Raw genomic sequence first — 20,991 nt, forward strand, 5'->3', positions numbered from 1 at the left:
GCCATGTGACGGAGGGGCATGCGCGACGAGCGGCCGAAATCGATGCTTCGCGAATTCCTCGACGGTGAGGCGGCCGGCGGCATCATCCTGATTGCGGCCGCCGCCGTTGCGCTCATCGTCGCAAACTCGCCGTTTGCCGAAATCTATTTCGCCGCCCTCCACGCCTATCTCGGACCGCTCAGCGTTTCGCACTGGGTCAATGACGGGCTTATGGCGGTGTTCTTCCTCCTGGTCGGGCTGGAGATCAAGCGCGAGATGCTGGACGGTCAGCTCTCAACCTGGCCGCGCCGCGTGCTGCCGGGCATCGCCGCGGCCGGCGGCATGGTGTTTCCGGCGCTGGTCTATGTGTTGGTCAACCGCGACAACCAGGCGGCGCTTCCCGGCTGGGCGATCCCCACCGCCACCGACATCGCCTTCGCGCTGGGCGTGCTGTCGCTGCTCGGCAGCCGCGTGCCGGCCTCGCTGAAAGTGTTTCTTACCGCTTTGGCCATCATCGACGATCTCGGCGCCGTCATCATCATCGCGCTGTTCTACACCAGCGGCCTGTCGCTCGCCTATCTCGGCGCCGCCTTCGCGGTCATCGCCGTATTGATCGTACTCAACCGCATGCGGGTGATGAACCTCTTGCCCTATCTCGTGCTGGGCGCGCTGCTTTGGGTGCTGGTGCTGAAATCGGGCGTGCATGCGACGCTTGCCGGCGTGGCGCTGGCGCTGACCATCCCGCTTGAGCGTTCGCCCGGCATCGGTCACGACGTCGAACACTCGCCACTGCACCGGCTGGAGCACGGCCTGCACAAGCTCGTGCCTTTCATCGTCATCCCGATCTTCGGCTTCGCCAATGCCGGCGTCTCGCTAGGCGGCTTGAGCGTTGCCGCGCTGCTCGAGCCTCTGACGCTGGGCGTCGCCGCCGGCCTCGTCGTCGGCAAGCTGGTCGGCGTCTTCGCCTCCTCGGCTCTCGCCATCCGGCTCGGCCTTGCCGACCTGCCGGCCAATGCCGGCTGGCTGCACATGGTGGGCATTTCGCTTCTGTGCGGTATAGGCTTCACCATGAGCCTGTTCATCGGCCTGCTCGCCTTCGCCAGTGACGCGGCCCTTCAGGACGCGGTGAAGGTCGGCATCCTCGCCGGCTCGCTGATCGCCGCGCTGGCCGGCGCGGCGGTGCTGCTGATGGCGCCGGCGACAGGTGGCGCCGAAGAAGAAGTGGAGTAGGGCAGCGGCGGGAACCCGTCTTGCCGATCAATGGAAGCGTTGTAAGGCGAACCACTACTTTCCGATGACTTGAATTTGATGAGTTGAAGCTATCGCTGGAGTGCTAGCGTGCTTCAGCGTGCCGTCAGACAGCGATGGGGCAATTCACTCGGTTAAGGGGCCAGCAAAAATGGTATGCCGCACAACAAGTGTCATAGCAACGGTCGCGGTTTTGGGCCTTGGGCTCTCTCCGGCGGCTGCGTTCACACATCTGTCGAGCTACGAAAAAACAGCACTGACGGGCCAAGAGATTCTCGTCTTTAAGGGAGCGAGCCTGAACGTGGACTGCTCTTCTGCCGGCAAGGACGATGTAAAAATTATCTCCGGGCCGAGTCATGGGGAAGTTAGGTTGGTTGAAGGGAAGGTTTACACATCTTTTGCGAAAACCAACCAGAGATTTAAATGCAATTCTCGAAAGGTCGACGGAATAAAAGGCGTCTACAAATCGGCTGCCGGGTTCAAGGGGCAGGATCAGATGACCTTCTCGGTTCATACTTTTGATGGGAACGCGTACAAGATCGTCGTGGACGTCAATGTCGAGTAGGGGCTGCGCTTTGGGTCCCGGCGCAGTGCGGCGCGGCCCGCGGCCAGCGACGACGAGATCGCGTCCTACTCGCTTTCGCCGTCCAGCACCGGCACCGAGACACCGGCAAGCTCCGCCGCCAGCAGCCGCGCCGCGCCCGCACGCGCGATGCGCAACATCAGCGCCTTGCGCGTCGCAGCGGCCATGCGGTGCTCCGGCGCCTCGCGCAAGATTTCCGCGCCATAGCCGTCGGAGAGGATGAAGCCGCATTCCTCCGGAAAGATTTCCGCGGGCACGCCGGGATGGGTGGCGAAGAAGAAGCGGTCGGCATGCAGCCGGTAGTCCGGCCATTTGCGGTCGACGCGGAAATCCTCGATCGAGGATTTGATCTCGATGATCCAGATGTCGCCCTGCCGGGTCAGCGCGACAAGATCGGCCCGCCGGCCGGTGGCCAGGGATAGCTCCGGCAGCACATGCGCGCCCATTTGGCTGAGCAGCCGCTGCACGCCGCGCCGCACCAGCATGGCGCGTTCCGACTGGCGGCCGTCGATCAGCGGGTTGAGGGGAATCGGGGAAACGATAGGCATGGCAGGCACCATGCCAGATTTTGTTCACGGTTTGAACCCGTGATTCATCGGCGATTATATACTTGACAGACCCAAACGGATATGCGATAACGAATCCAAGGAGTTATCGCTATGTCCGTTCTGTCCCGCCCATACTTCCACGATGAAGCCGCCGCTTTCGAGCATGTCGAGGGTATGTTGTGGCCGCAGGGGCCGGTCTGCTTCCATTGCGGCTCGATGGAAAAGCACTACAAGCTGACTGGTGGCCGCACCAAGCCTTCGAAAAAGAACCCGCATGGCGTCGAAATCCACGGCCTCTACAAGTGCTCGGATTGCCGCAAGAAGTTCACCGTTCGCATGGGCACGATCTTCGAGGAGTCCAAGCTCCCGCTGCATATCTGGCTTCAGGCTCTACATGCCATGTGCGCCAGCAAGAAGGGTGTTTCGGCCCATCAACTGCACCGCGCTTTGGAGATCACCTACAAGACGGCTTGGTTCCTCTGCCATCGCATTCGTGAGGCCATGCGCTCGGATGACTTCACGCCCATGGGCGGCGCTGGCAAGTTCGTTGAAGTGGACGAAACCTACATCGGCCGTCTCGCCGGTACGCCTGTGAAGAAGGGCGGCAGCGCTCACAAGAACACGGTCATTACGTTGGTGGAGCGCGGCGGCAAGGCCCGCTCCTTCCATGTCGATACCGCCCGCATGGGCAATGTCATGCCGATCGTCCGCGCCAACATCGCCCGCGAAAGCGCATTGATGACCGACGAAAGCGGCATCTATCGCCGCGCCAGCCAGGATTTCGCCTCGCATGAATTCGTCACCCACTCCAAGGACGAATATGTTCGCGGCAACATCCACACCAACACCATTGAAGGCTATTTCTCGATCTTCAAGCGCGGCATGAAGGGCGTTTACCAGCATTGCGCCGAACACCATCTGCACCGCTATCTGGCGGAATTCGATTTCCGCTATAGCAACCGGGTTGCCATGGGTATTGACGACAACGTTCGTTCGCTCATTGCCTTGAAGGGTGCCAAGGGCAAGCGCCTCACCTATCGAACAGCTTATTGAAGCCAAGCGAGGACATTACCGAAAACCCGTTCAACTCCAGTTGCCGCTCTGGCGAACTGCCCATCGGCGTAAGGGTCGAGGATGATTTGCCTATCGGGTTTCACCAGATGATGGATGGAGGTGGAAAACGTTTCAGGAACGATTTCTTATCGGCACATTTTTACGCGTTGAAAATCAAGCGTTTAAACGCAGATTGACACTTAGTGAAATTGCTGTTTCTCTAACTACATATGGACCAGATTGCGACGAATGATATCAAACGCCGGATAGCGCGCGACAACCCATGGTGGGTCGATGGGAACATCGAGATACCAGAAGCGTCGCTACCCAAACGGGTCTATTTTCATTCGTTCAAACGTCTCGCATTAGATACGGCAGTCAAGAGAGCGGCAGTCCTTCTTGGGCCGAGGCGTGTCGGCAAAACCGTCATGATTAAGCAGTTGGTGGCAGACGCCCTCTCACATGGCTACCACGCACACAACATATTGTACGCGAGCATCGACGCTCCGGTCTATTCCGGCATGTCTCTCGAACAGTTTATCGACTTCATGCCAAGCGCAGAGGGCGGCCCAAGGATCGTTATATTCGATGAGATTCAGTACCTTAAAGACTGGGAAGTTCATCTAAAGGATCTCGTCGATAACTACGTCGGCGTAAAGTTCGTCGCCACCGGATCGGCGGCAGCTGCGCTGCGTCTAAAGAGCAATGAATCTGGGGCGGGTCGTTTCTCAGATTTCATGCTACCGCCCCTTACCTTTTATGAGTTTCTGACGTTCCTTAAAAAAGACGAGGAGCTAATAAGGGTCGCTGACTCCAATGGGAGAAGTACCTATAGTACCACGAACATTGTGGCTCTGAATGATTTATTCTTGGACTACCTAAATTATGGTGGCTACCCTGAAGCGGTTTTGAATTCATCAATCCGCGATAACCAAGATCAGTTTATTGGCAATGACATCATCGACAAGGTCCTCTTGAAAGATTTGCCGAACCTTTATGGGATTCAGGACACACAGCAGCTAAATCGTCTTTTTTCTTTTTTGGCGTACAACGCTGGGAAAGAGGCGAGCCTCGAAAACATTTCCCAAACCTCTGGTATAAACAAGCCAACCATCAAGAAATATATAGAGTATTTGGAAAGCGCCTTTCTCATAATCAAAGTTGGTACAGTTGACGATAATTGTAATATAGGACTGCGAGAGAGAAATTTTAAGATATACCTCAATAACCCATCTATGCGATCCGCTCTCTTCTCCCCGGTTGCGCCGGAAGATAGTGAAAGCATCGGCTATCTCTCTGAATGTGCGGTGTTCTCGCAGTGGCAACATTCATCGGCATTCAGACGGCTACGATACGCTAGATGGAAAGGCGGGGAGGTTGACGTTGTATTGCTGGGAGGCGCTAAAGATAAGCCTGTATGGATTGGTGAAATAAAATGGTCAGACAAGCCGATCAAGAATTTCGGCGAGCAAACCAAATCGATAAAACATTTCGCTAAGAAGCACCCTCATATCAAGGACTGCTTCCTTACCACGAAGACCGTTTCCGGAACCAGATTAATCGATGAGCTGAGGGTTAAGGTCTCGCCGACTGCCTTGTATTGTTACACTGTCGGGCGAAACGTGACGAAGATTAACGAGTTTCTGCAAAGGCAGATCGCCCATGCGGATGATAGCATTGACGACGAAGAAATTGATGATGACGAAGATGACGAAGAACTCAGCGAAGTCCGTTAAAACCCAGCGCGAAAAATTCGAGGAACTAGCGCGCAAAATCGAAACCGTCGATTCTGAAGAGCCGTTGAACGCGGCAATCAGGAAGGTGGCGAAAGCGCCGCCGCCGAAGGACGAAAAGAAACCGAAAGGCGACTAGCCTCGCATTGAATTCAAAAGCCGATTCCGGTGAGCGATGTGCAGAAGTTGCATCTGCTCGAACAGGACCAAAAGCTCTTCGGCCAAGTCCGTCCTGAAACCCTTGTGGTGGAAATCAGCAACAATCTCACGCTGGCGCTCAATGTGACGTTCTCCCAAGAGAACGTGGCGCTCTAGCATTTCAAGCGTGGTTTCGGGGATAGCCATCTGGTCCCAAGCGGGGACCATACGCCTTTACGCGATGAGAGTCGAATGCCGACTTGTTTCCTACGATTGCCATGGGTCTGTCAAATATATAATCGCCGATTCATCGGCGATGATCTGGTTGACAAACCAAGAGGGGCGAATGCCTTAGTCGTCGGCGAGTTCCAACCGAACTCGCTGCCATTCTACCCAGCAATTCTCTGGATCAATATCGAGGTAGCCTCTCGATTCATCCATGCGCCTGGCGTCCTCCCGAGTGAGCGCAATCGCCGGACAACTATCGCGGATTTGGATGACCTCTTCCTCTGTCAAAGGGCTTCCCTTTGCTCTCTCCCGATTGAGCAAGGTCGCGACAAGGCTGGGCATGGGATAAATAATAAGCTCGCCGTTTTCGCTCATCGTTGGCCCTTGGCTATCACTGCCTTTTGCGGGTGCTTGCGCCGCGCCAGTTCCTTTAATCGCCGGTTCATCCGGGGCGACGAGAGTCGGCAAATTAAGGGTATTTGCTTCCCGCAAGTTGTCTGGCGCGTCCTTCGGCAGTGGTTGCCTTACGAGTCAGCGGGGTACACCTGACCGCCAGCCCTTCGGTGCGAGTGACATATTCCAGACAGGATTTGTTTGGTGTGTCTGGGATACAAACATTAACGTTCACCGGCACAAGCGCCCCGCCGGGGATTGCACCGTATTCGGTATGGTTTGTGCATGTTACCTTACTCGAATAAGGAACATTCGCCTGGCTAGTGCATGCCGTTGCGCTGGCAGCAATGCCTACAAGGATTGCTATGCGGATCAAGTGTGGTGCCCCCAAGACAACCGCTTTTGGATCACGATTTGTGCCCGGTGCCAAGTCGGGTCTTAAATACAGGGGCGATTATATATTTCGCAGACCACCGCAACACTTGAGAGTGTTGCTACGCCTGCTGCATCCGCAGTACGAACCCCAAAATCCCAAGCCGGATGCAATCAACGTTACAGGCCAATAGATGATCGCCCAAGTGATGCCGATGATCGACGCTTCATTGTAGAGCGTCTCATCCAGCCTCCCCCAGATCCCCTTCGAAGATCAGCAGGACGCGGTTCGACGCCTGCAGCGCAAACCGCTTCGCTTCCTCGTAAGACGGGTCGTCATAGCAAGCCTTGGCAGCTTCCAATGACGGGAATTCGACGACGATCACCCGACCGGCATCGCGCGCCTCCACCAGCAGGGGCGGCACTTTCGAAGGATTGCTGCGTGCCTGATATTTCTCGCCGATGGGCTTCCACAGCCTGGCGTATTCGGCTTGCGCTTCCTGATCCGAAATCTCGGTGCCGACGATGAGCCAGTATCCCTTCATGGTGGAGCACTCCTGCCGAGGATTTGTTGCTCGCTCAAGAGCTAAGATAGAGATTGGATACTTGTCTAGCTTCGGCTCGGCGACTTCACGCCGCCCCCGCCATGTCATCCAAGATCGGGCAGTCCGGCCGGTCGTCGCCGTGGCAGGCGTGGATCAGCTTCTGCAGCGTTGCGCGCATCGACTGCAGTTCGCGCACCTTTTCCTCGATCGCCCTGACATGGGCGCTGGCGATTTCGCGCACGTCGTGGCTGGCGCGGTCGCGGTCCTGATAAAGCGCCATCAGCTGCCTGCAATCGTCGATTGAAAAGCCGAGGTTGCGGGCGCGGCGCAAGAAGGCCAGCCGGTGCACGTCGTCGCGCGAGTAGTCGCGGTAGCCGTTTTCGGCGCGCGCCGGCAGGATCAGGCCGATCTCCTCATAGTAGCGGATGGTCTTGGCCGGCAGGCCGGAACGCTCGGCGGCATCACCGACATTCATGGCGCTCTCCTGTCTCCGGCAGCCCTTCCGGCTGCCCCGTTGATTTTACTTCACAATCTCGCGACCCCTGTTGCCGAAATGCCGCAGTTCGGCACTTACCGGCAGGGAAGGTCATGCATATAGGCAGTGCGCGCTTGGCAAGCAAAAGAAATGCCAGCATGAATGATGGTGAGAAAGCGGCCGACTCGTGCCGCTGATAAAAGGCAGGGCGTCGGACCTATTCATGCGCTTGAAGTCGTTTGCAATCGTCGCCGCCCTTGCGCTGTCGACCGCGATCAGCGGGTGCAGCACCATTGGCGGGCAAATCTTCACCAACAACTATGGCGCGATGACCGATGCCGGCTATCAGCTGCCGCGCATCCCGATCGAGAAGGTTCCGGCCCGCTTCCGCCGGCAGGAAGTGCGCTACGACACTCCCGAGAAGCCCGGCACCATCATCGTCGACACCCAGAACAAGTTCCTCTACTTCGTCGAGGGTGACGGCATGGCCATGCGCTACGGCATCGGTGTCGGCCGCGAGGGCTTCGAGTGGCACGGCACCGCCCATATCGCGCTGAAGCGCGAATGGCCGACCTGGACGCCGCCGGCGCCGATGATTAAGCGCCAGCCCGAACTCGCCAAATTCGCGGGCGGCATGGAGCCGGGCCTGAAGAACCCGCTCGGCGCGCGCGCCATGTATCTGTTCAACAAGGGCGGCGACATGGGCTACCGCCTGCATGGCAGCCCGGAGTGGTTCTCCATCGGCAAGGCGATGTCGTCGGGCTGCATCCGCCTGATGAACCAGGACATTATCGATCTCTACGACCGCACTTCGGTCGGCGCCAAGGTCATCGTGATGTGATCACGATGGCCGCGGACAAAAGCTTGCGTGCGCGGACCGTCTAGGCAACAACAAGACGTCCAAAGACAGAAAACCGGGCTGTTGGGGCCCGGTTTTTTGTTTTTGCGGTTGGAGAAAATTCACTCCGCTGAGAAGCTCAGAAACCGCAACAGGCGGCCGGCGGAGTAGAATGGTCAGGCGACCTGCTCGACCTGCTGCACTTCCGGAACAAAATGGCGAAGCAGGTTCTGGATGCCGTGCTTCAGCGTCGCCGTCGATGACGGGCAACCGGCGCAAGCACCCTTCATGTGCAGGAACACCGTGCCGTTCTCGAAGCCGCGGAAGGTGATGTCGCCACCGTCCTGCGCGACCGCCGGGCGCACCCGGGTGTCGAGCAGCTCCTTGATGGTGAGCACCAGCTCCTCGTCGGCCTTGTCGTAGAACTCGCCGGCCTGGCCGGCGTCGTTGGCCGGAGCCGCCGAAGCCATGACCGGCGCGCCGGACATGAAATGCTCCATGATGGCGCCGAGGATTGCCGGCTTCAGGTGCTGCCAGTCCGGACCGTCCTTGGTCACGGTGATGAAGTCGTAGCCGAAGAAGACGCCAGTGACGCCGGGGATTTCGAACAGCCGGCCGGCCAGCGGCGAAGCCTGTGCGGCGCCTTCGGCGTCACGGAAATCGGCGGTGCCGTCGCGCAGCACTTCCTTGCCGGGCAGGAATTTCAGCGTCGCCGGGTTCGGCGTCGATTCGGTCTGGATGAACATGGATATCTCCAGGCCCTTCCGGGCCGATAGTTTGGAATAGTTCTAAATAGGCTCTATCGGCTGGACATTCAAGCGAAACGCGTCGCCCGAACGGCTGGCTGGCGGAATGTTTTTGCCCCGGCGGAGCGCCCGCCACGGCAAGCCTATCCTCCGACTTCCACGCTGAGTTGTCCACTCGTCTTCTGGATGTTCACCTCGGCGCCGTCCGCCCTGCGCATGAATTCGAGGTCGGCGCTTGCCTCGCCGACCCGCAGCCCGCGAAGCTCGATGCGGCTGACGAAATCGGGCAGTCGCGGCCGCACGATCCGCAGCTTGTTTGCGAAGGCGTCGGGCTCCAGGCCGAGGCAGGTGGTCACCAGGAACGGCACCGCGCCCGCTGCCCATGCCTGCGGGTGGCAGGCCACGGGATAGTGCACCGGCACCTGGAAATCGTTGCGCTGAAAGCCCGCCATCGCCTCCGGCAGCCGGTGATGGCGGAAGTGCATCGCCGCTTCGACAATGGCGGTGAAGATCCGCAGCGCCGCGCCGTCCTCGCCATACCGCCGGCAGCCGGCCGCCAGCAGCGCATTGTCATGCGGCCAGACGGTGCCGAGATGATATCCGACGGGATTGTAGCGCCGCTCCGCGCTCGCGAGCGTGCGCACGCCCCAGCCGTTGAACATGTCGTCCTGCATCAGCCGCCGCACGGTTCGGCGGCCCTTGCCCCGATCCGCGATGCCGGTCCACAGCGCATGGCCCGGGTTGGAGGAAACGACCGCGACCGGGCGGCCGCGCGCCTCGAGCGCCAGCGCGAAAGTGTCCAGGTCCTCACACCAGAAGTCGCGGTTGAACCGTGTCCGAAGCTTTTCGGCCTCGCCGCGAAGCTGAATGGCGCTGTTGCGCTCGCCAATGCGTTCGTAGAGATCGGCGATGGCATGCTTGGCCGCAAACACATAGCCCTGCACCTCGACCAGCGCGATCGGCGGCCTGGCGATGCTGCCGTCGGTCCTGACGATCGCGTCGGCCGAGTCCTTCCACCCCTGGTTGACGAGACCGCTTTCCGAGATGGTGCGGTATTTGACATAGCCTTCGCCATGCCCGTCTCCGGCCTTGGCGATCCAGCCCAAGGCCTTTTCCACCGGCTCCCGCAGTTCGCGGAAGAGCCCCACGTCGCCTGTCCACGCGGCATAGCGGCCAAGAAGCAGCAGGAAGAGCGGGGTCGCGTCCACCGTGCAGTAGAATCTGGCATGCGGGACATTGCCCGCGCGAGCGAGTTCGCCGACGCGCAGCTCATGCAGGATCTTGCCGGGCTGCTCCTCTCGCCATCGATCCGTTCGACGTCCCTGATAGCCGGCGAGAAGGCGCAGCGTCTGGGCGGCGATCTCCGGCTGGAAGGCGAGCATCTCGAGCGCGACGATCAGGCTGTCGCGTCCAAACAGCGCGACGTACCACGGCACGCCGGCTGCGAAATACTCCCTGTTGCCAAGATCCGACCTGAGCACCGCGAGATCGCGCAGCGAACGGTCCATGATGCTGTTGAGCAGCAGGCTGTCGCTGTCGAACTTCGTGTGTTGCTCCAGCCATTTTTCAGTATCCGCCTGAACCGTCCCGGCAAAGGCCTCGAGAGCAAACGCCGGGTGCTGGCTCATTTGCTCGGCCTCCGGCTCTTCCGACAGTTCCCTCAATTCTATGGTGATCGCGATGGTACGCTTTTCTCCTGGCGCCAAATCGAACCGGAATTCGGCCGCCGTTCGGTGCATGGCATCGGGTGCCGGCAAAAAACCGATTGTTGCCGTTCTGCGAACGTGGTCGGCGCCGTGATAGACAAAGTGGAGGCTGCCGTCGCGCCAGGTGGGCCGCTCGCACCTGCCGAGGTTCTTCGGCACCAGTCCGCGCACATTGAAAATGTCCTCGAAGCCGGCGCCGAAGTGCAGGGCCAGCGGAAAGCCATGCGGCTCGTGGCCGAAATTCTGGATGGTCAGAACCTCCCGCACGCATGTTTGCTCCGCATCGAGAATGCGCTCCCAGCGGATGCCGAGCTCGTCCTTGGGGATCAGTTGCCCCCCATCGCAATGCAGGTCGGGATTGGCCAGTTCGAAAAGCGCGGCGTAACCTCTTTGCGCGGTCGAGGCCAACACGATCGGCGGCAAACCGCCCAGCGTCATCTCATAGCCGCCGAGGAAACGGCAGTCGTGGAAATAGAGCCCGAAGCCGTGCTCGCCTTTCACCGGTATTTGGGCGTCGGGAGCGACGATATAGTAGAGATCGAGATTCTTGACGGTAATCGCGCCGGCGATGCTGTCCACCATGGCCGGGTGCCCCTTGGCGAGCACGCGGTGCCTGCGCTCCTGCTGCGCATGAGGCGTCTGCCGGGCTTTTTGCTGCGATCGCGCTGCCTGCGAGCGCGGCTGCACCGGTGATCCAGTCCCAGCGTTTCGCGGCTTTGACGTGCCGCTACGCCCTGCTTTCCGGGTTGATTCGTCCACCGGCGCTCCTTTGGAATGGCGTTTCCGTGACCATTCCAAATGGCGCGCCGCCGACACGGGCCAAGGGCTATGGGCTGGTTGATAACATCGATGTGTATCTGCGGATCGGCGACGTTCCAATCGGGCAGGAGGGGCCTTCCCAATTCAGGCCAGGCTCTCGATTTCCTCGTCGGAGAGGTTCTGCGGCACCACGGTGACCGGGATGGGGAAGGCGGCGCCCCGGCCGGCCACCGCGCTCACCAGTGGCCCCGGACCTTCCTTGCCGGCGCCGGCCGCCAGCACCAGGATGGCGATGTCCTGGTCTTCCTCGATGAGCTTGTGGATTTCCTCGGTCGGCTTGCCTTCGCGCACCACCAGTTCCGGCTCGATGCCGACCTTCTGGCGCACCTTGCTGGCATAGGTGTCGAGCGCCGCGCGCGCGGTCGCGTTGGCTTCCTCGCGCATGATCTTCTCAACCCCCAGCCAATGCTGGAAATCGTCCGGCTCGATCACATAGAGCAGCACCAGCACGCCGCTGGTGCTCTGTGCGCGCGTCGATGCGTAGGCGACGGCGCGCTCGCATTCCGGCGTATCGTCGATGATCGCCAGGAATTTGCGGCGATGCCCGGCTTCACGGCTGAGGCGTTTGGAAACCATGTCTGTCCGCTCGGTATCAATTCGGCCGCAATCTGCCACCGCCACGAACCGGCGGCAAGCCGCCGGCCGGTATGGCGATCCCAGTCAACCAGCGAGGACCGATCAGTCCTGCAGCAGGCCGATGATGTCACGCACCGTCTTCATCGTGCCTTCGGCGATCGCGCGGGCGCGTTCGCCGCCGTCCTTGAGCACGGCGTCGACATAGGCCCGGTCGCCCTCGATGCGGCGCATCTCGGAAGCGATCGGCGCGAGCTTTTCGACCGCGAGGTCGGCCAGCGCCGGCTTGAACACGGAAAACTGCTGGCCGCCATATTCCTTCAGCACGTCGGCTTTGGAAATTTCGGCGAGGCCGGCATAGATGCCGACCAGGTTTTCGGCTTCCGCCCGGCTTTCCAGCCCGTCGACTTCACTCGGCAAGGCCTCCGGATCGGTCTTGGCCTTGCGGATCTTCTTCGAGATTGTGTCGGCATCGTCGGTGAGGTTGATGCGCGACAGGTCCGACGGGTCCGACTTCGACATCTTCTTCGAGCCGTCGCGCAGGCTCATGATGCGCGCCGCAGGACCGCCGATCACCGGTTCGGTGATCGGGAAGTAGCCATTCACCGTCTCTTCGCCGACCTGCATCTCGACGCCGACGCCGAGCGCCGCGATCTTTTCCGAGAAGTCGTTGTTGAATTTTTGCGCGATGTCGCGGGTCAATTCCAGATGCTGCTTCTGGTCCTCGCCCACGGGCACATGGGTGGCGCGGTAGAGCAGGATGTCGGCGGCCATCAGGCTCGGATAGGCGAGCAGGCCGAGCGAGGCGTTCTCGCGGTCCTTGCCGGCTTTGTCCTTGAACTGCGTCATCCGGTACATCCAGCCGATGCGCGCCACGCAGTTGAAGATCCAGGCCAACTCGGCGTGCTGGATGACTCGCGATTGGTTGAAGACGATGTGCTTCTTGGGGTCGATGCCCGATGCCAGGAAGGCGGCGGTGATCGAGCGCGTCTGGTCGCCAAGGTCCTGGTGCACGAGCTGCGCCGTCAGCGAATGCAGGTCGACGACGCAATAGATGCAGTCGGACTGTTCCTGGAGGGCGACGAATTTTTTGATGGCGCCGAGATAGTTGCCCAGATGCAAATTGCCGGTCGGCTGGACGCCCGAGAAGACGAGGGGCTTGAAGGCGGACATGATTTCCTCATGGCTTGTGGAGGGCCGTATACGCATGATTCCAAAAAGTTGCAGACTTTTTGGAGCCAATCATGCGGCTGGAAACCGCGCGCGGCGAAAGTCTTGCGACGGCGGGCTTATGGACGAAGGCGAATGCGGGATCAAGACCGGTGTTGCTGAAAGCCAGCTCGAGTTATTCGTCCAAGCCGGTGTTCGATTTCCGCGGCGCAGATTTCGCCGTGCCGCGCTTCACGTTCCGACGGATCATGCCGAAATCGGCGCCGCCGGTGCCGAAGGCGGTGATGAAGTAGAGCGCCGCACCCCCGCCGACAAGCGCGAGCAGCGTCGTCGCCTTGATCACCAGCGGCGAGCCGGGTCCGAGCCTTGCCGCGAAATAGTGCTCGGCGAAATAGAGCGCGACCGCCATCACAACAGCCGACAGCACCAGCCGGGGAATGCGCTTCAAGAGCGGTATGTCACGACCCCAGTGGCCGCGCTTTATCAACATGCCGAGCAGCAAAGCCGCGTTGACCCAGCCGGCGACGGCCGAGGCGACGGCGATGCCCGGCGCGCCCATCGAAGGAAACAAGCTCAGCGCGGTGGCGACGTTCACGCCGACGGAGATGGCGGCGAAGATCATCGGCGTGCGCGTGTCCTCGCGCGCGAAATAGCCGGGCGTGAAGGCCTTGATCAGCACGAAGGCCGGCAGGCCGAGGCCGAAGATCGCCAGGATCGAGGCGACGATCGGCGTCGAATGGTTGGCGGCGAAGGCGCCGCGCTCATAGACCAGCCGCACGATCGGCTCCGACATCACCCAAAGCGCCGCGGCCGCCGGCAAGGTCATGAACAGCGTGAACTCGACCGAGCGGTTCTGCAGATTGCCCGCCTCGATCAGATTGCCCGATTTCAAAGCCCGCGACAGCTCCGGCAGCAGCACGATCGCCACCGCGACGCCGACGACGCCGAGCGGCAGCTGGTAGATGCGATCGGCATAGGCGAGCGATGACACGGCGCTGTTCTGCCCGGAGGCAATCGCCGTGCCGATCAGCTGGTTGATTTGGGTGATGCCACCGGTAATAGCGGCCGGCAGCGCCAGGATCAGGAGCCGCTTGACGTTCGGCGTCATCTTGGGCCGGCGGAAGCCGATCGAGATGCCGGCATGGCGCACCGCTACCCAGACGATGGCGAGCTGCACGATGCCCGCCGCCAGCACGCCCCAGGACAGGCCGAAGCCGACATCATGCGCGTCGAGCCCATGATACCAGGCATAGGCGAGCACGCTGATCAGGATGATGTTAAGGAAAGCGGGGGCGATCGCTGCGGCGAAATAGCGGCGCAGCGAGTTCAGCATGCCGGCCATCATGGCGCCGAGCGACATGCAGATCAAATAGGGGAACATGATCGTCGCCAGCCGGACGGTCGTCTCGAACTTGCCCGGAATGTCGGCAAAGCCCGGCGCCACCAGGTAGCGGACGATCAGCGGCATCGCCAGTTCCATGGCGATGGTGAGCGCGAGCAGCGCCGAGAACAGCACGCCGAACACCTCCTCCGAGAAGCGCTTTGCGCCGTCGGTGCCGTGCGTTTCGATCTCCTTGGCGAACAGCGGCACGAAGGCGGCATTGAAGGCGCCTTCGGCGAACAGCCGGCGGAAGGTGTTGGGGAACTGGAAAGCGGCGTTGAAGGCGTCGGCGACCGGTCCGGTGCCGAGGGCCGCCGCCATCAGCATCTCGCGGCCGAAACCCAGCGCGCGGCTCATCAACGTGCCGGAGGCGACGGTGGCGAATTTCTTGACAAGGCTCATGCGGAGGATGACTGCCTGCGGAATTGCGTCAAATGGATGGTGATGATCACTCGGCGGCCGCCGCCTTGGCCTTGCCGTTGCGTTCGGGCGCGTTGCCTTCGAGTGTGTCGATCAGCCGCTTGTGAATTGTGGCCGTGCGCGTCGGGCTGTCGATCTTCTGGCCGGTAAGGTCGGTGACATAGAAGGTGTCGATGACCTTTTCGCCGAAGGTGGTGATGTGGGCCGAGGCGATATCGAGCGATAGGTCCGACAGCGCGCCGGTGACCTCTGAGAGCAGGCCGGGCCGGTCCAGCCCCTCGATCTCGATCACGGAAAAACGGTTCGACAGCGTGTTGCGGATCTCGGCGCGCGGCGGAATGCGGAAGGCCTTGGCGCCGCGCTTCGGCTTGGCGCGCTTCTCGATCATCTCGGGCAGCCAGCTCTTGCCGGACAGCACGTCCTCGATCAGCTTGCCGACGCGTTCGGCCCGCCGCCGCTCGTCCTCGTCGCGGTCGAATTCTCTGGAGATCAAAATGGTGTCCAGCGCCCGCCCGTCAGAGGTGGTGAAGATCTGCGCATCGACGATGTTGCCGCCGGCCGCGGCACAGGCGCCGGCGATCACCGACAGCAGGCGCGGATGGTCCGGCGCCAGCACGGTGATCTCGGTAACCGCTTCGAACTCATGCGTCTTCACCATGGTGGCGAGCTTCCTGCCGGCCACATCCGCCTCGCGCACGAATTCGGCGTGGCGCAGCTGGTCGGCCAGGTCGACGGTCAGCAGATAGTTTTCGTAATGCTGGGCGACATAGCGCTTGCGCTCCTTCGCCGGCCAGGCGGAAAGCGCCTCGGCCAGCCGCTCGCGCGCGGCGGAGGTGCGTTCGGCGCGCGACACTTCGGAGAAGCCCCCGGTCAAGAGCAGCTCGGTCTCGAAATAGAGCGTGCGCAGCAATTGTCCCTTCCAGCCGTTCCACACGCCGGGCCCGACGCCCCGAATGTCGCAGACGGTGAGGATCAGAAGCAGCTTCAGCCGCTCCACCGATTGCACGATCGAGGCAAAATCCTCGATCGTCTTGCGGTCGTTGAGGTCGCGCGTCTGCGCGGTCATCGACATCACGAGATGGTTTTCGACCAGCCAGGCGACGGTCTCGGTGTCGGCGGCCGACAGCCCCATATGCGGACAGATGCGTCGCGCGATCCTGGCGCCGGCCTCCGAATGGTCCTCCGGCCGGCCCTTGGCGATGTCGTGCAGGAGCACCGCGACATAGAGCGCCTCGCGGCTCTTCTTCAGCCCCGGCATCAGCGAGTGGGACAGCGGATGCACCTTGGCGCCGTCGCCGCGCTCGATCTCGGCCAGCACGCCAATGCAGCGGATGAGATGCTCGTCCACCGTATAATGGTGGTACATCGAGAACTGCATCATGGCGACGATCTTGCCGAAGTCGGGGATCAGCTTGCCGAGCAGCCCCGCCTCGTTCATGCGCCTGAGGTTGAGCTCGGCATTGCGGTCCGAGGTCAGGATATCGAGGAACAACCGGTTGGCCTCCTCGTCGCGCCTGAGCGACTTGTTGGCAAGGCCGAGCGACCGGGTCAGCAGCTTCAGCGCGTCGGGGTGGAACTCCAGCCCGTGCTTGTCGGCGAACCAGAACAGCCGAAGCAGGTTGACCGGATCGCGTTCGAACACGCTGTCGTCGGCAATGTTGATGCGGTGGTTGTCGACAATGAAGTCGGACGTGCCGGCAAGCTTGCGCTTGCGCCGCGAGAAGGTGAGAAAAATGCGGTTGAAGCCGGGCACATGCTTGGCCTGCTCTTCCTCGAGCGCGGCGCAGAAGATGCGGGTGAGATCCCCGACATCCTTGGCGACCAGGAAGTAGTGCTTCATGAAGCGCTCGACAGCCGACAGCCCGGGATGCGTCGTATAGCCCAGCCGCTCGGCGATCTCGCGCTGGATGTCGAAATGCAGCCGCTCTTCCGCCTTGCCGGTGAGGAAATGCATATGGCAGCGCACCGCCCACAGGAAGTCCTCGGCCTTCTGGAATTCGCGATACTCGGCTTCGGTGAAGACGCCTTTCTCGACCAGTTCCTGGCCGGTACGCACGCGATAGAAGTATTTGCCGATCCAGAACAGCGTCTGCAGATCGCGCAGACCGCCCTTGCCGTCCTTGACATTGGGCTCGACGAGATAGCGGCTCTCGCCCGCCTTGGCGTGGCGCTCGTCGCGTTCGGCGAGCTTGGCTTGCACATATTCGGGTCCGGTGGTGCGCACCACTTCGTGGTCGAAGCGGGTGAGCAGTTCGTCGTAGAGCTTGCGTTCGCCCCACAGGAAGCGCGCTTCCAGGATCGAGGTGCGGATAGTGATGTCGGTGCGCGAGAGCCTCAGACACTCTTCGATGTTGCGGGTGGCGTGGCCGACCTTCAGCCCCATGTCCCACAGCATGTAGAGCATGTATTCGACGATCTGCTCGCCCCACGGCGTCTGCTTGTAAGGGAGCAGGAACAACAGGTCGATGTCGGAGCCCGGCGCCAGCGTGCCGCGGCCGTAGCCGCCGACCGCGACCACCGCCATGCGCTCGGCGGCGGAGCGGTTCTTGACCTGGTAAACGTGGGTGGCCGCGAAATCGTAAAGCGCCCGGATCAGCTCGTCCATCAGATGCGACAGCCGCTCGGCGCAGGCATGGCCGCCGCCATCCTGCTTCAGCATCGCCTCGGCGATCGTTCGCCCTTCCGCGAGCTTGCCCTTGAGCAGTTGGAGAACGGCTGTGCGGGCAGCCTTGCCGGAGCCGTCGCCTGCGCTCGGCGCCGTCAGCGCCGTCATGTCGCGGCGCAAAGCGTCGCCATCGATGATTTCGTCGAGTTTGAGGGAGATCTTGGCCATTCGGCGGCGTCTATAGCGCGTTTTCTTCGCGCTGTGTATGGGGCGTGCGACAGGCCGAATTCCATCACGCGGACGGTGCGTTCGACACTCAGCCGATCAACTTTATAGACTAAAAAATCGAAACTGACCCTTGACCTTCCAGTTACTGGAAGGACTACCTCCGCCTCAATCCGAGAGTTCCGAGGCATTTGCTGATGACCCATTCCAACCATAACCATCGTCATGCGCATGGCGCATCCTGCTGTTCGGGGAAGAATGCTCGGCCTGCGGCCGAAGCGGTGATTCGCGACCCCGTCTGCGGCATGGCGGTCGATACGGCGGCCGGCAAGCCGGCGGCCGAGCATGGCGGCAGGACCTTTCATTTCTGCAGCGAGCGCTGCCGCACGAAGTTCCAGGCAGAGCCGGACAAATATCTGACGGCCACCGATCCCGTCTGCGGCATGAATGTCGACCGCGCGAGCGCCAGGCATTTTGCCCGATACGAAGGGCAGGGCTTCTATTTCTGTTCGGCCGGATGCAAGGCCAAGTTCGAAACCGAGCCGGCAAACTATCTTGCCGGCCGGCCTGAACCGCAGCCGATGCCTAAGGGCACGCAATACACCTGTCCGATGCATCCCGAGATCATTCGCGACAGGCCCGGCTCCTGCCCGATCTGCGGCATGGCGCTGGAGCCGACGGGCGTGCCGTCCGGCGACGAAGGCCCGAATCCGGAGCTGGTCGATTTCACCCGCCGCTTCTGGGTCAGCGCCGTGCTTTCGCTGCCGCTTCTCATCATCGCAATGGCGCCGATGCTGGGCGTCAGCTTCGAAAGCCTCGTCGACGGCCGCACGAAGACATGGGCAGAACTGGCGCTGGCGAGTCCGGTGGTGCTGTGGGCGGCGTTTCCGTTCTTCCATCGTGGCTGGGAATCGCTGCTCAACCGCAGTCCCAATATGTGGACGCTGATTTCGCTCGGCGTCGGCGCTGCCTATCTCTTCAGCCTTGTCGCGACGCTGTTCCCGGATGTCTTCCCGCACCAGTTTCGCGGCCATGACGGCAGCGTGCCGGTTTATTTCGAGGCGGCCGCGGTCATCGTCGCGCTGGTGTTCCTCGGTCAGGTGCTGGAACTCAGAGCCCGCGAGCGCACGGGCTCGGCCATTCGCGCCTTGCTCGACCTCGCGCCGAAGACGGCGCGCCTGATCGGCGCTGACGGGACCGAAAAGGACGTGCCGCTCGACAGCGTCAAGACCGGGGACAGGCTCCGTATCCGCCCCGGTGACGCCGTGCCGGTCGACGGCATCGTGCTCGAGGGGCGCTCGGCCATCGAGGAATCGATGATCACCGGCGAGCCGCTGCCGGTCGAGAAGTCGGAGGGCGATTCGCTCACCGGCGGCACGCTCAACAAGAACGGCTCCCTCATCATGCATGCCGAAAAGGTCGGCGCCGAGACCACGCTTTCGCGCATCGTCGAAATGGTCGCCAAGGCGCAGCGCTCGCGCGCGCCGATCCAGGGGCTGGCAGATCGAGTTTCCTTTTACTTCGTGCCGGCTGTCGTGCTGGTGGCGATCATCGCCTTCATTGTATGGTCGCTCTTCGGCCCCGAGCCCAGCCTGGCCTTCGCCATCGTGTCGGCGGTGTCGGTGCTGATCATCGCCTGTCCCTGCGCGCTCGGCTTAGCCACGCCGATGTCGATCATGACCGCGACCGGCCGCGGCGCGCATGCCGGCGTGCTGATCAAGGAAGCGGCGGCGTTGGAGCGCTTCGCCTCCGTCGACACACTGATCGTCGACAAGACCGGCACCTTGACCGAGGGCCGGCCGCGGCTGACCGATGTCGTCGCCACCGAAGGCATTGCGGAGAATGAATTGCTGGCGCTCGCCGCGACGCTCGAAAAGGGCTCGGAACACCCGCTCGCCGAGGCGATCGTCGAGGGTGCCGCCGAACGCGGCGCCAAGCTTGCAGGTGCCGAGAACTTCGAGGCGATAACCGGCAAGGGCGTTGCCGGCACCGTGTCCGGCAGGAAGGTTGCGCTCGGCAATGCGGCGATGATGGCCGATCTCAACGTCGACACCGCGCCCGTTTCCGCCAGCGCGGAAGCGCTGCAGGCCGAAGGCAAGACGGCGATGTTCGTTGCCGTCGGCGGCAAGCTTGCCGGCCTGGTTGCCGTCGCCGATCCGGTCAAGGCAACCACGGCCGAGGCGATCAAGGCGCTGCACGCCAAGGGCTTGAGGATCATCATGGCGACCGGCGACAACGAGCGCACGGCAAAAGCGATCGCCGGCAAGCTCGGCATCGACGAGGTCCGTGCCGGGCTGCTGCCGGATCAGAAGGCGGCACTTGTCGACGAACTGCGCGCCAGGAGCGCCGGCATCGCGATGGCCGGCGACGGCGTCAACGATGCGCCGGCGCTTGCCGGAGCCGATGTCGGCATCGCCATGGGCACCGGCGCGGACGTCGCGGTCGAAAGTGCCGGCATCACGCTGGTCAAGGGCGATCTCAACGGCATCGTCAGAGCCCGCACACTGGCCCAGGCGACGATCCGCAACATTCGCCAGAACCTGTTCTTCGCCTTCCTCTACAACGTGCTCGGCGTGCCGGTCGCCGCCGGAGTGCTCTACCCGCTCACCGGTATGCTTCTGTCGCCGATGATCGCAGCGGCGGCGATGAGCCTGTCGTCGGTCTCGGTGATCGGCAACGCGCTGCGGCTGAGAACGTTGAAACTCTGAGCGACGCCCCCAAATACGACATTCCATTCAACAGGAGATATTGGATGACCTTGGCCAAGAAGATTGTGCTGCTGCTGATGGCGGCGGGAATGCTGATCGCGGTGTTCCTCGAAAGCGTGCCCGCGCAATCGGACGAAATGAAGCACGACATGTCCGGGATGGCCATGGGCGCGGACAGCCCCGCAACCGCTGGCTACAAGGCGGCCACGGACAAGATGCACAAGGACATGATGCTCAACTACACCGGCAATGCCGATGTCGATTTCGTCCGCGGCATGATCCCGCATCACCAGGGAGCCATCGACATGGCCAAGGTGGTGATCGCCAACGGCAAGGACCCGGAAATCCGCAAGCTCGCCGAGAACGTCGTCAAGGCGCAGGAAGCCGAGATCAAAAAAATGCAGGATTGGCTTGCCAAGCATCCGGTGAACTAGGTCCAATCTACATTCAGGATTCTCAACGCGGTTTGGCGTTGATTCATTGCGTTCCGAGGGTTCTGATTCGG

At 61.6% G+C, this 20,991-nt stretch carries 19 protein-coding genes; 9 read left to right on the plus strand and 10 right to left on the minus strand.

What is annotated here, in order from left to right:
• The first annotated feature begins 18 nt into the window (after positions 1-18).
• Together nhaA and CK221_RS06155 are read left to right on the plus strand one after the other, a co-directional pair.
• Positions 19-1,209, plus strand: coding sequence for a Na+/H+ antiporter NhaA (gene nhaA, locus CK221_RS06150; RefSeq protein ID WP_095777050.1), 1,191 nt, complete (start codon positions 19-21; stop codon positions 1,207-1,209).
• Positions 1,210-1,378: 169 nt separating this feature from the next.
• Entirely contained in the window at positions 1,379-1,792 is a 414-nt protein-coding gene (locus tag CK221_RS06155; protein WP_095777051.1) for a hypothetical protein, read from the plus strand.
• 65 nt (positions 1,793-1,857) lie between these two features.
• Here CK221_RS06155 and CK221_RS06160 read toward each other — a convergent pair whose 3' ends face one another.
• Complete coding sequence (locus tag CK221_RS06160; protein WP_179294504.1) at positions 1,858-2,358, minus strand: MmcB family DNA repair protein; 501 nt, start codon at positions 2,356-2,358, stop codon at positions 1,858-1,860.
• A 111-nt stretch (positions 2,359-2,469) separates the two neighbouring features.
• Here CK221_RS06160 and CK221_RS06165 point away from each other — a divergent pair, with 111 nt between their 5' ends.
• The 4 genes from CK221_RS06165 to CK221_RS30155 all read left to right on the plus strand — a co-directional run bounded on the left by CK221_RS06165 (position 2,470) and on the right by CK221_RS30155 (position 5,459).
• Positions 2,470-3,411 carry an IS1595 family transposase gene (locus tag CK221_RS06165; RefSeq protein WP_095777053.1) on the plus strand — a complete coding sequence of 314 codons (942 nt, stop codon included), beginning with the start codon at positions 2,470-2,472 and terminating at the stop codon, positions 3,409-3,411.
• 230 nt (positions 3,412-3,641) lie between these two features.
• The gene (locus CK221_RS06170) at positions 3,642-5,147 is read left to right on the plus strand and encodes an ATP-binding protein (RefSeq protein ID WP_095777054.1); all 1,506 of its coding nucleotides are present in this window, start codon (positions 3,642-3,644) and stop codon (positions 5,145-5,147) included.
• Positions 5,107-5,283, plus strand: coding sequence for a hypothetical protein (locus tag CK221_RS30150; RefSeq protein WP_210200029.1), 177 nt, complete (start codon positions 5,107-5,109; stop codon positions 5,281-5,283). Before CK221_RS06170 ends, CK221_RS30150 begins: the two co-directional genes overlap by 41 nt.
• Positions 5,284-5,312: 29 nt before the next feature.
• A complete protein-coding gene (locus CK221_RS30155) occupies positions 5,313-5,459 on the plus strand; it encodes a hypothetical protein (protein ID WP_179295081.1) in 147 nt (48 codons plus the stop codon).
• A gap of 174 nt (positions 5,460-5,633) precedes the next feature.
• On the opposite strand, the gene CK221_RS06180 is transcribed toward CK221_RS30155, so the two are convergent.
• The 3 genes from CK221_RS06180 to cueR form a co-directional block, all read right to left on the minus strand.
• A complete protein-coding gene (locus tag CK221_RS06180; RefSeq protein WP_197504283.1) occupies positions 5,634-6,002 on the minus strand; it encodes a hypothetical protein in 369 nt (122 codons plus the stop codon).
• Positions 6,003-6,517: 515 nt separating this feature from the next.
• A complete protein-coding gene (locus CK221_RS06185; protein WP_095777055.1) occupies positions 6,518-6,820 on the minus strand; it encodes a DUF1330 domain-containing protein in 303 nt (100 codons plus the stop codon).
• A gap of 85 nt (positions 6,821-6,905) precedes the next feature.
• Positions 6,906-7,295, minus strand: coding sequence for a Cu(I)-responsive transcriptional regulator (gene cueR / locus CK221_RS06190; RefSeq protein ID WP_067003523.1), 390 nt, complete (start codon positions 7,293-7,295; stop codon positions 6,906-6,908).
• A gap of 223 nt (positions 7,296-7,518) precedes the next feature.
• On the opposite strand from cueR, the gene CK221_RS06195 reads away from it, so the two are divergent.
• The gene (locus CK221_RS06195; RefSeq protein WP_067003525.1) at positions 7,519-8,136 is read left to right on the plus strand and encodes a L,D-transpeptidase; all 618 of its coding nucleotides are present in this window, start codon (positions 7,519-7,521) and stop codon (positions 8,134-8,136) included.
• 173 nt (positions 8,137-8,309) lie between these two features.
• Here the strand turns inward: CK221_RS06195 and CK221_RS06200 are convergent, their stop codons facing one another.
• The 6 genes from CK221_RS06200 to CK221_RS06225 all read right to left on the minus strand — a co-directional run bounded on the left by CK221_RS06200 (position 8,310) and on the right by CK221_RS06225 (position 17,781).
• Entirely contained in the window at positions 8,310-8,879 is a 570-nt protein-coding gene (locus CK221_RS06200) for a NifU family protein (RefSeq protein ID WP_067003527.1), read from the minus strand.
• 143 nt (positions 8,880-9,022) lie between these two features.
• Complete coding sequence (locus CK221_RS06205; protein WP_095777056.1) at positions 9,023-11,272, minus strand: glycogen debranching N-terminal domain-containing protein; 2,250 nt, start codon at positions 11,270-11,272, stop codon at positions 9,023-9,025.
• A 216-nt stretch (positions 11,273-11,488) separates the two neighbouring features.
• The gene (locus CK221_RS06210; protein WP_067003529.1) at positions 11,489-11,980 is read right to left on the minus strand and encodes a universal stress protein; all 492 of its coding nucleotides are present in this window, start codon (positions 11,978-11,980) and stop codon (positions 11,489-11,491) included.
• 102 nt (positions 11,981-12,082) lie between these two features.
• Complete coding sequence (gene trpS, locus CK221_RS06215) at positions 12,083-13,150, minus strand: tryptophan--tRNA ligase (protein ID WP_095777057.1); 1,068 nt, start codon at positions 13,148-13,150, stop codon at positions 12,083-12,085.
• Positions 13,151-13,322: 172 nt separating this feature from the next.
• Positions 13,323-14,930 (minus strand): murein biosynthesis integral membrane protein MurJ, encoded by a 1,608-nt coding sequence (murJ, locus tag CK221_RS06220; RefSeq protein ID WP_095777058.1) that lies wholly within the window; start codon positions 14,928-14,930, stop codon positions 13,323-13,325.
• 46 nt (positions 14,931-14,976) lie between these two features.
• Positions 14,977-17,781, minus strand: coding sequence for a [protein-PII] uridylyltransferase (locus CK221_RS06225; protein WP_095777059.1), 2,805 nt, complete (start codon positions 17,779-17,781; stop codon positions 14,977-14,979).
• Positions 17,782-17,975: 194 nt separating this feature from the next.
• Between CK221_RS06225 and CK221_RS06230 the strand changes: the two genes are divergently transcribed.
• Positions 17,976-20,486: a heavy metal translocating P-type ATPase gene (locus CK221_RS06230; RefSeq protein ID WP_095777060.1), complete on the plus strand. Its 2,511-nt coding sequence runs from the start codon at positions 17,976-17,978 to the stop codon at positions 20,484-20,486.
• Positions 20,487-20,530: 44 nt separating this feature from the next.
• Positions 20,531-20,920: a DUF305 domain-containing protein gene (locus tag CK221_RS06235; protein WP_095777061.1), complete on the plus strand. Its 390-nt coding sequence runs from the start codon at positions 20,531-20,533 to the stop codon at positions 20,918-20,920.
• The last annotated feature ends 71 nt before the right edge of the window (positions 20,921-20,991 follow it).

The organism is Mesorhizobium sp. WSM3868, from assembly GCF_002294785.1.
Lineage (GTDB): Bacteria > Pseudomonadota > Alphaproteobacteria > Rhizobiales > Rhizobiaceae > Mesorhizobium.

Coding starts and splice junctions, on each gene's coding strand:
- CK221_RS06155 (WP_095777051.1), top strand. CDS start 1,379: ATGGTATGCCGCACAACAAGTGTCATAGCAACGGTCGCGGTTTTGGGC.
- CK221_RS06230 (WP_095777060.1), top strand. CDS start 17,976: ATGACCCATTCCAACCATAACCATCGTCATGCGCATGGCGCATCCTGC.
- CK221_RS06210 (WP_067003529.1), bottom strand. CDS start 11,980: ATGGTTTCCAAACGCCTCAGCCGTGAAGCCGGGCATCGCCGCAAATTC.
- CK221_RS06185 (WP_095777055.1), bottom strand. CDS start 6,820: ATGAAGGGATACTGGCTCATCGTCGGCACCGAGATTTCGGATCAGGAA.
- CK221_RS06160 (WP_179294504.1), bottom strand. CDS start 2,358: ATGCCTATCGTTTCCCCGATTCCCCTCAACCCGCTGATCGACGGCCGC.
- CK221_RS06170 (WP_095777054.1), top strand. CDS start 3,642: ATGGACCAGATTGCGACGAATGATATCAAACGCCGGATAGCGCGCGAC.
- CK221_RS06195 (WP_067003525.1), top strand. CDS start 7,519: ATGCGCTTGAAGTCGTTTGCAATCGTCGCCGCCCTTGCGCTGTCGACC.
- CK221_RS30150 (WP_210200029.1), top strand. CDS start 5,107: ATGATGACGAAGATGACGAAGAACTCAGCGAAGTCCGTTAAAACCCAG.
- CK221_RS06235 (WP_095777061.1), top strand. CDS start 20,531: ATGACCTTGGCCAAGAAGATTGTGCTGCTGCTGATGGCGGCGGGAATG.
- CK221_RS06225 (WP_095777059.1), bottom strand. CDS start 17,781: ATGGCCAAGATCTCCCTCAAACTCGACGAAATCATCGATGGCGACGCT.
- nhaA (WP_095777050.1), top strand. CDS start 19: ATGCGCGACGAGCGGCCGAAATCGATGCTTCGCGAATTCCTCGACGGT.
- CK221_RS06200 (WP_067003527.1), bottom strand. CDS start 8,879: ATGTTCATCCAGACCGAATCGACGCCGAACCCGGCGACGCTGAAATTC.
- CK221_RS06165 (WP_095777053.1), top strand. CDS start 2,470: ATGTCCGTTCTGTCCCGCCCATACTTCCACGATGAAGCCGCCGCTTTC.
- murJ (WP_095777058.1), bottom strand. CDS start 14,930: ATGAGCCTTGTCAAGAAATTCGCCACCGTCGCCTCCGGCACGTTGATG.
- cueR (WP_067003523.1), bottom strand. CDS start 7,295: ATGAATGTCGGTGATGCCGCCGAGCGTTCCGGCCTGCCGGCCAAGACC.
- trpS (WP_095777057.1), bottom strand. CDS start 13,150: ATGTCCGCCTTCAAGCCCCTCGTCTTCTCGGGCGTCCAGCCGACCGGC.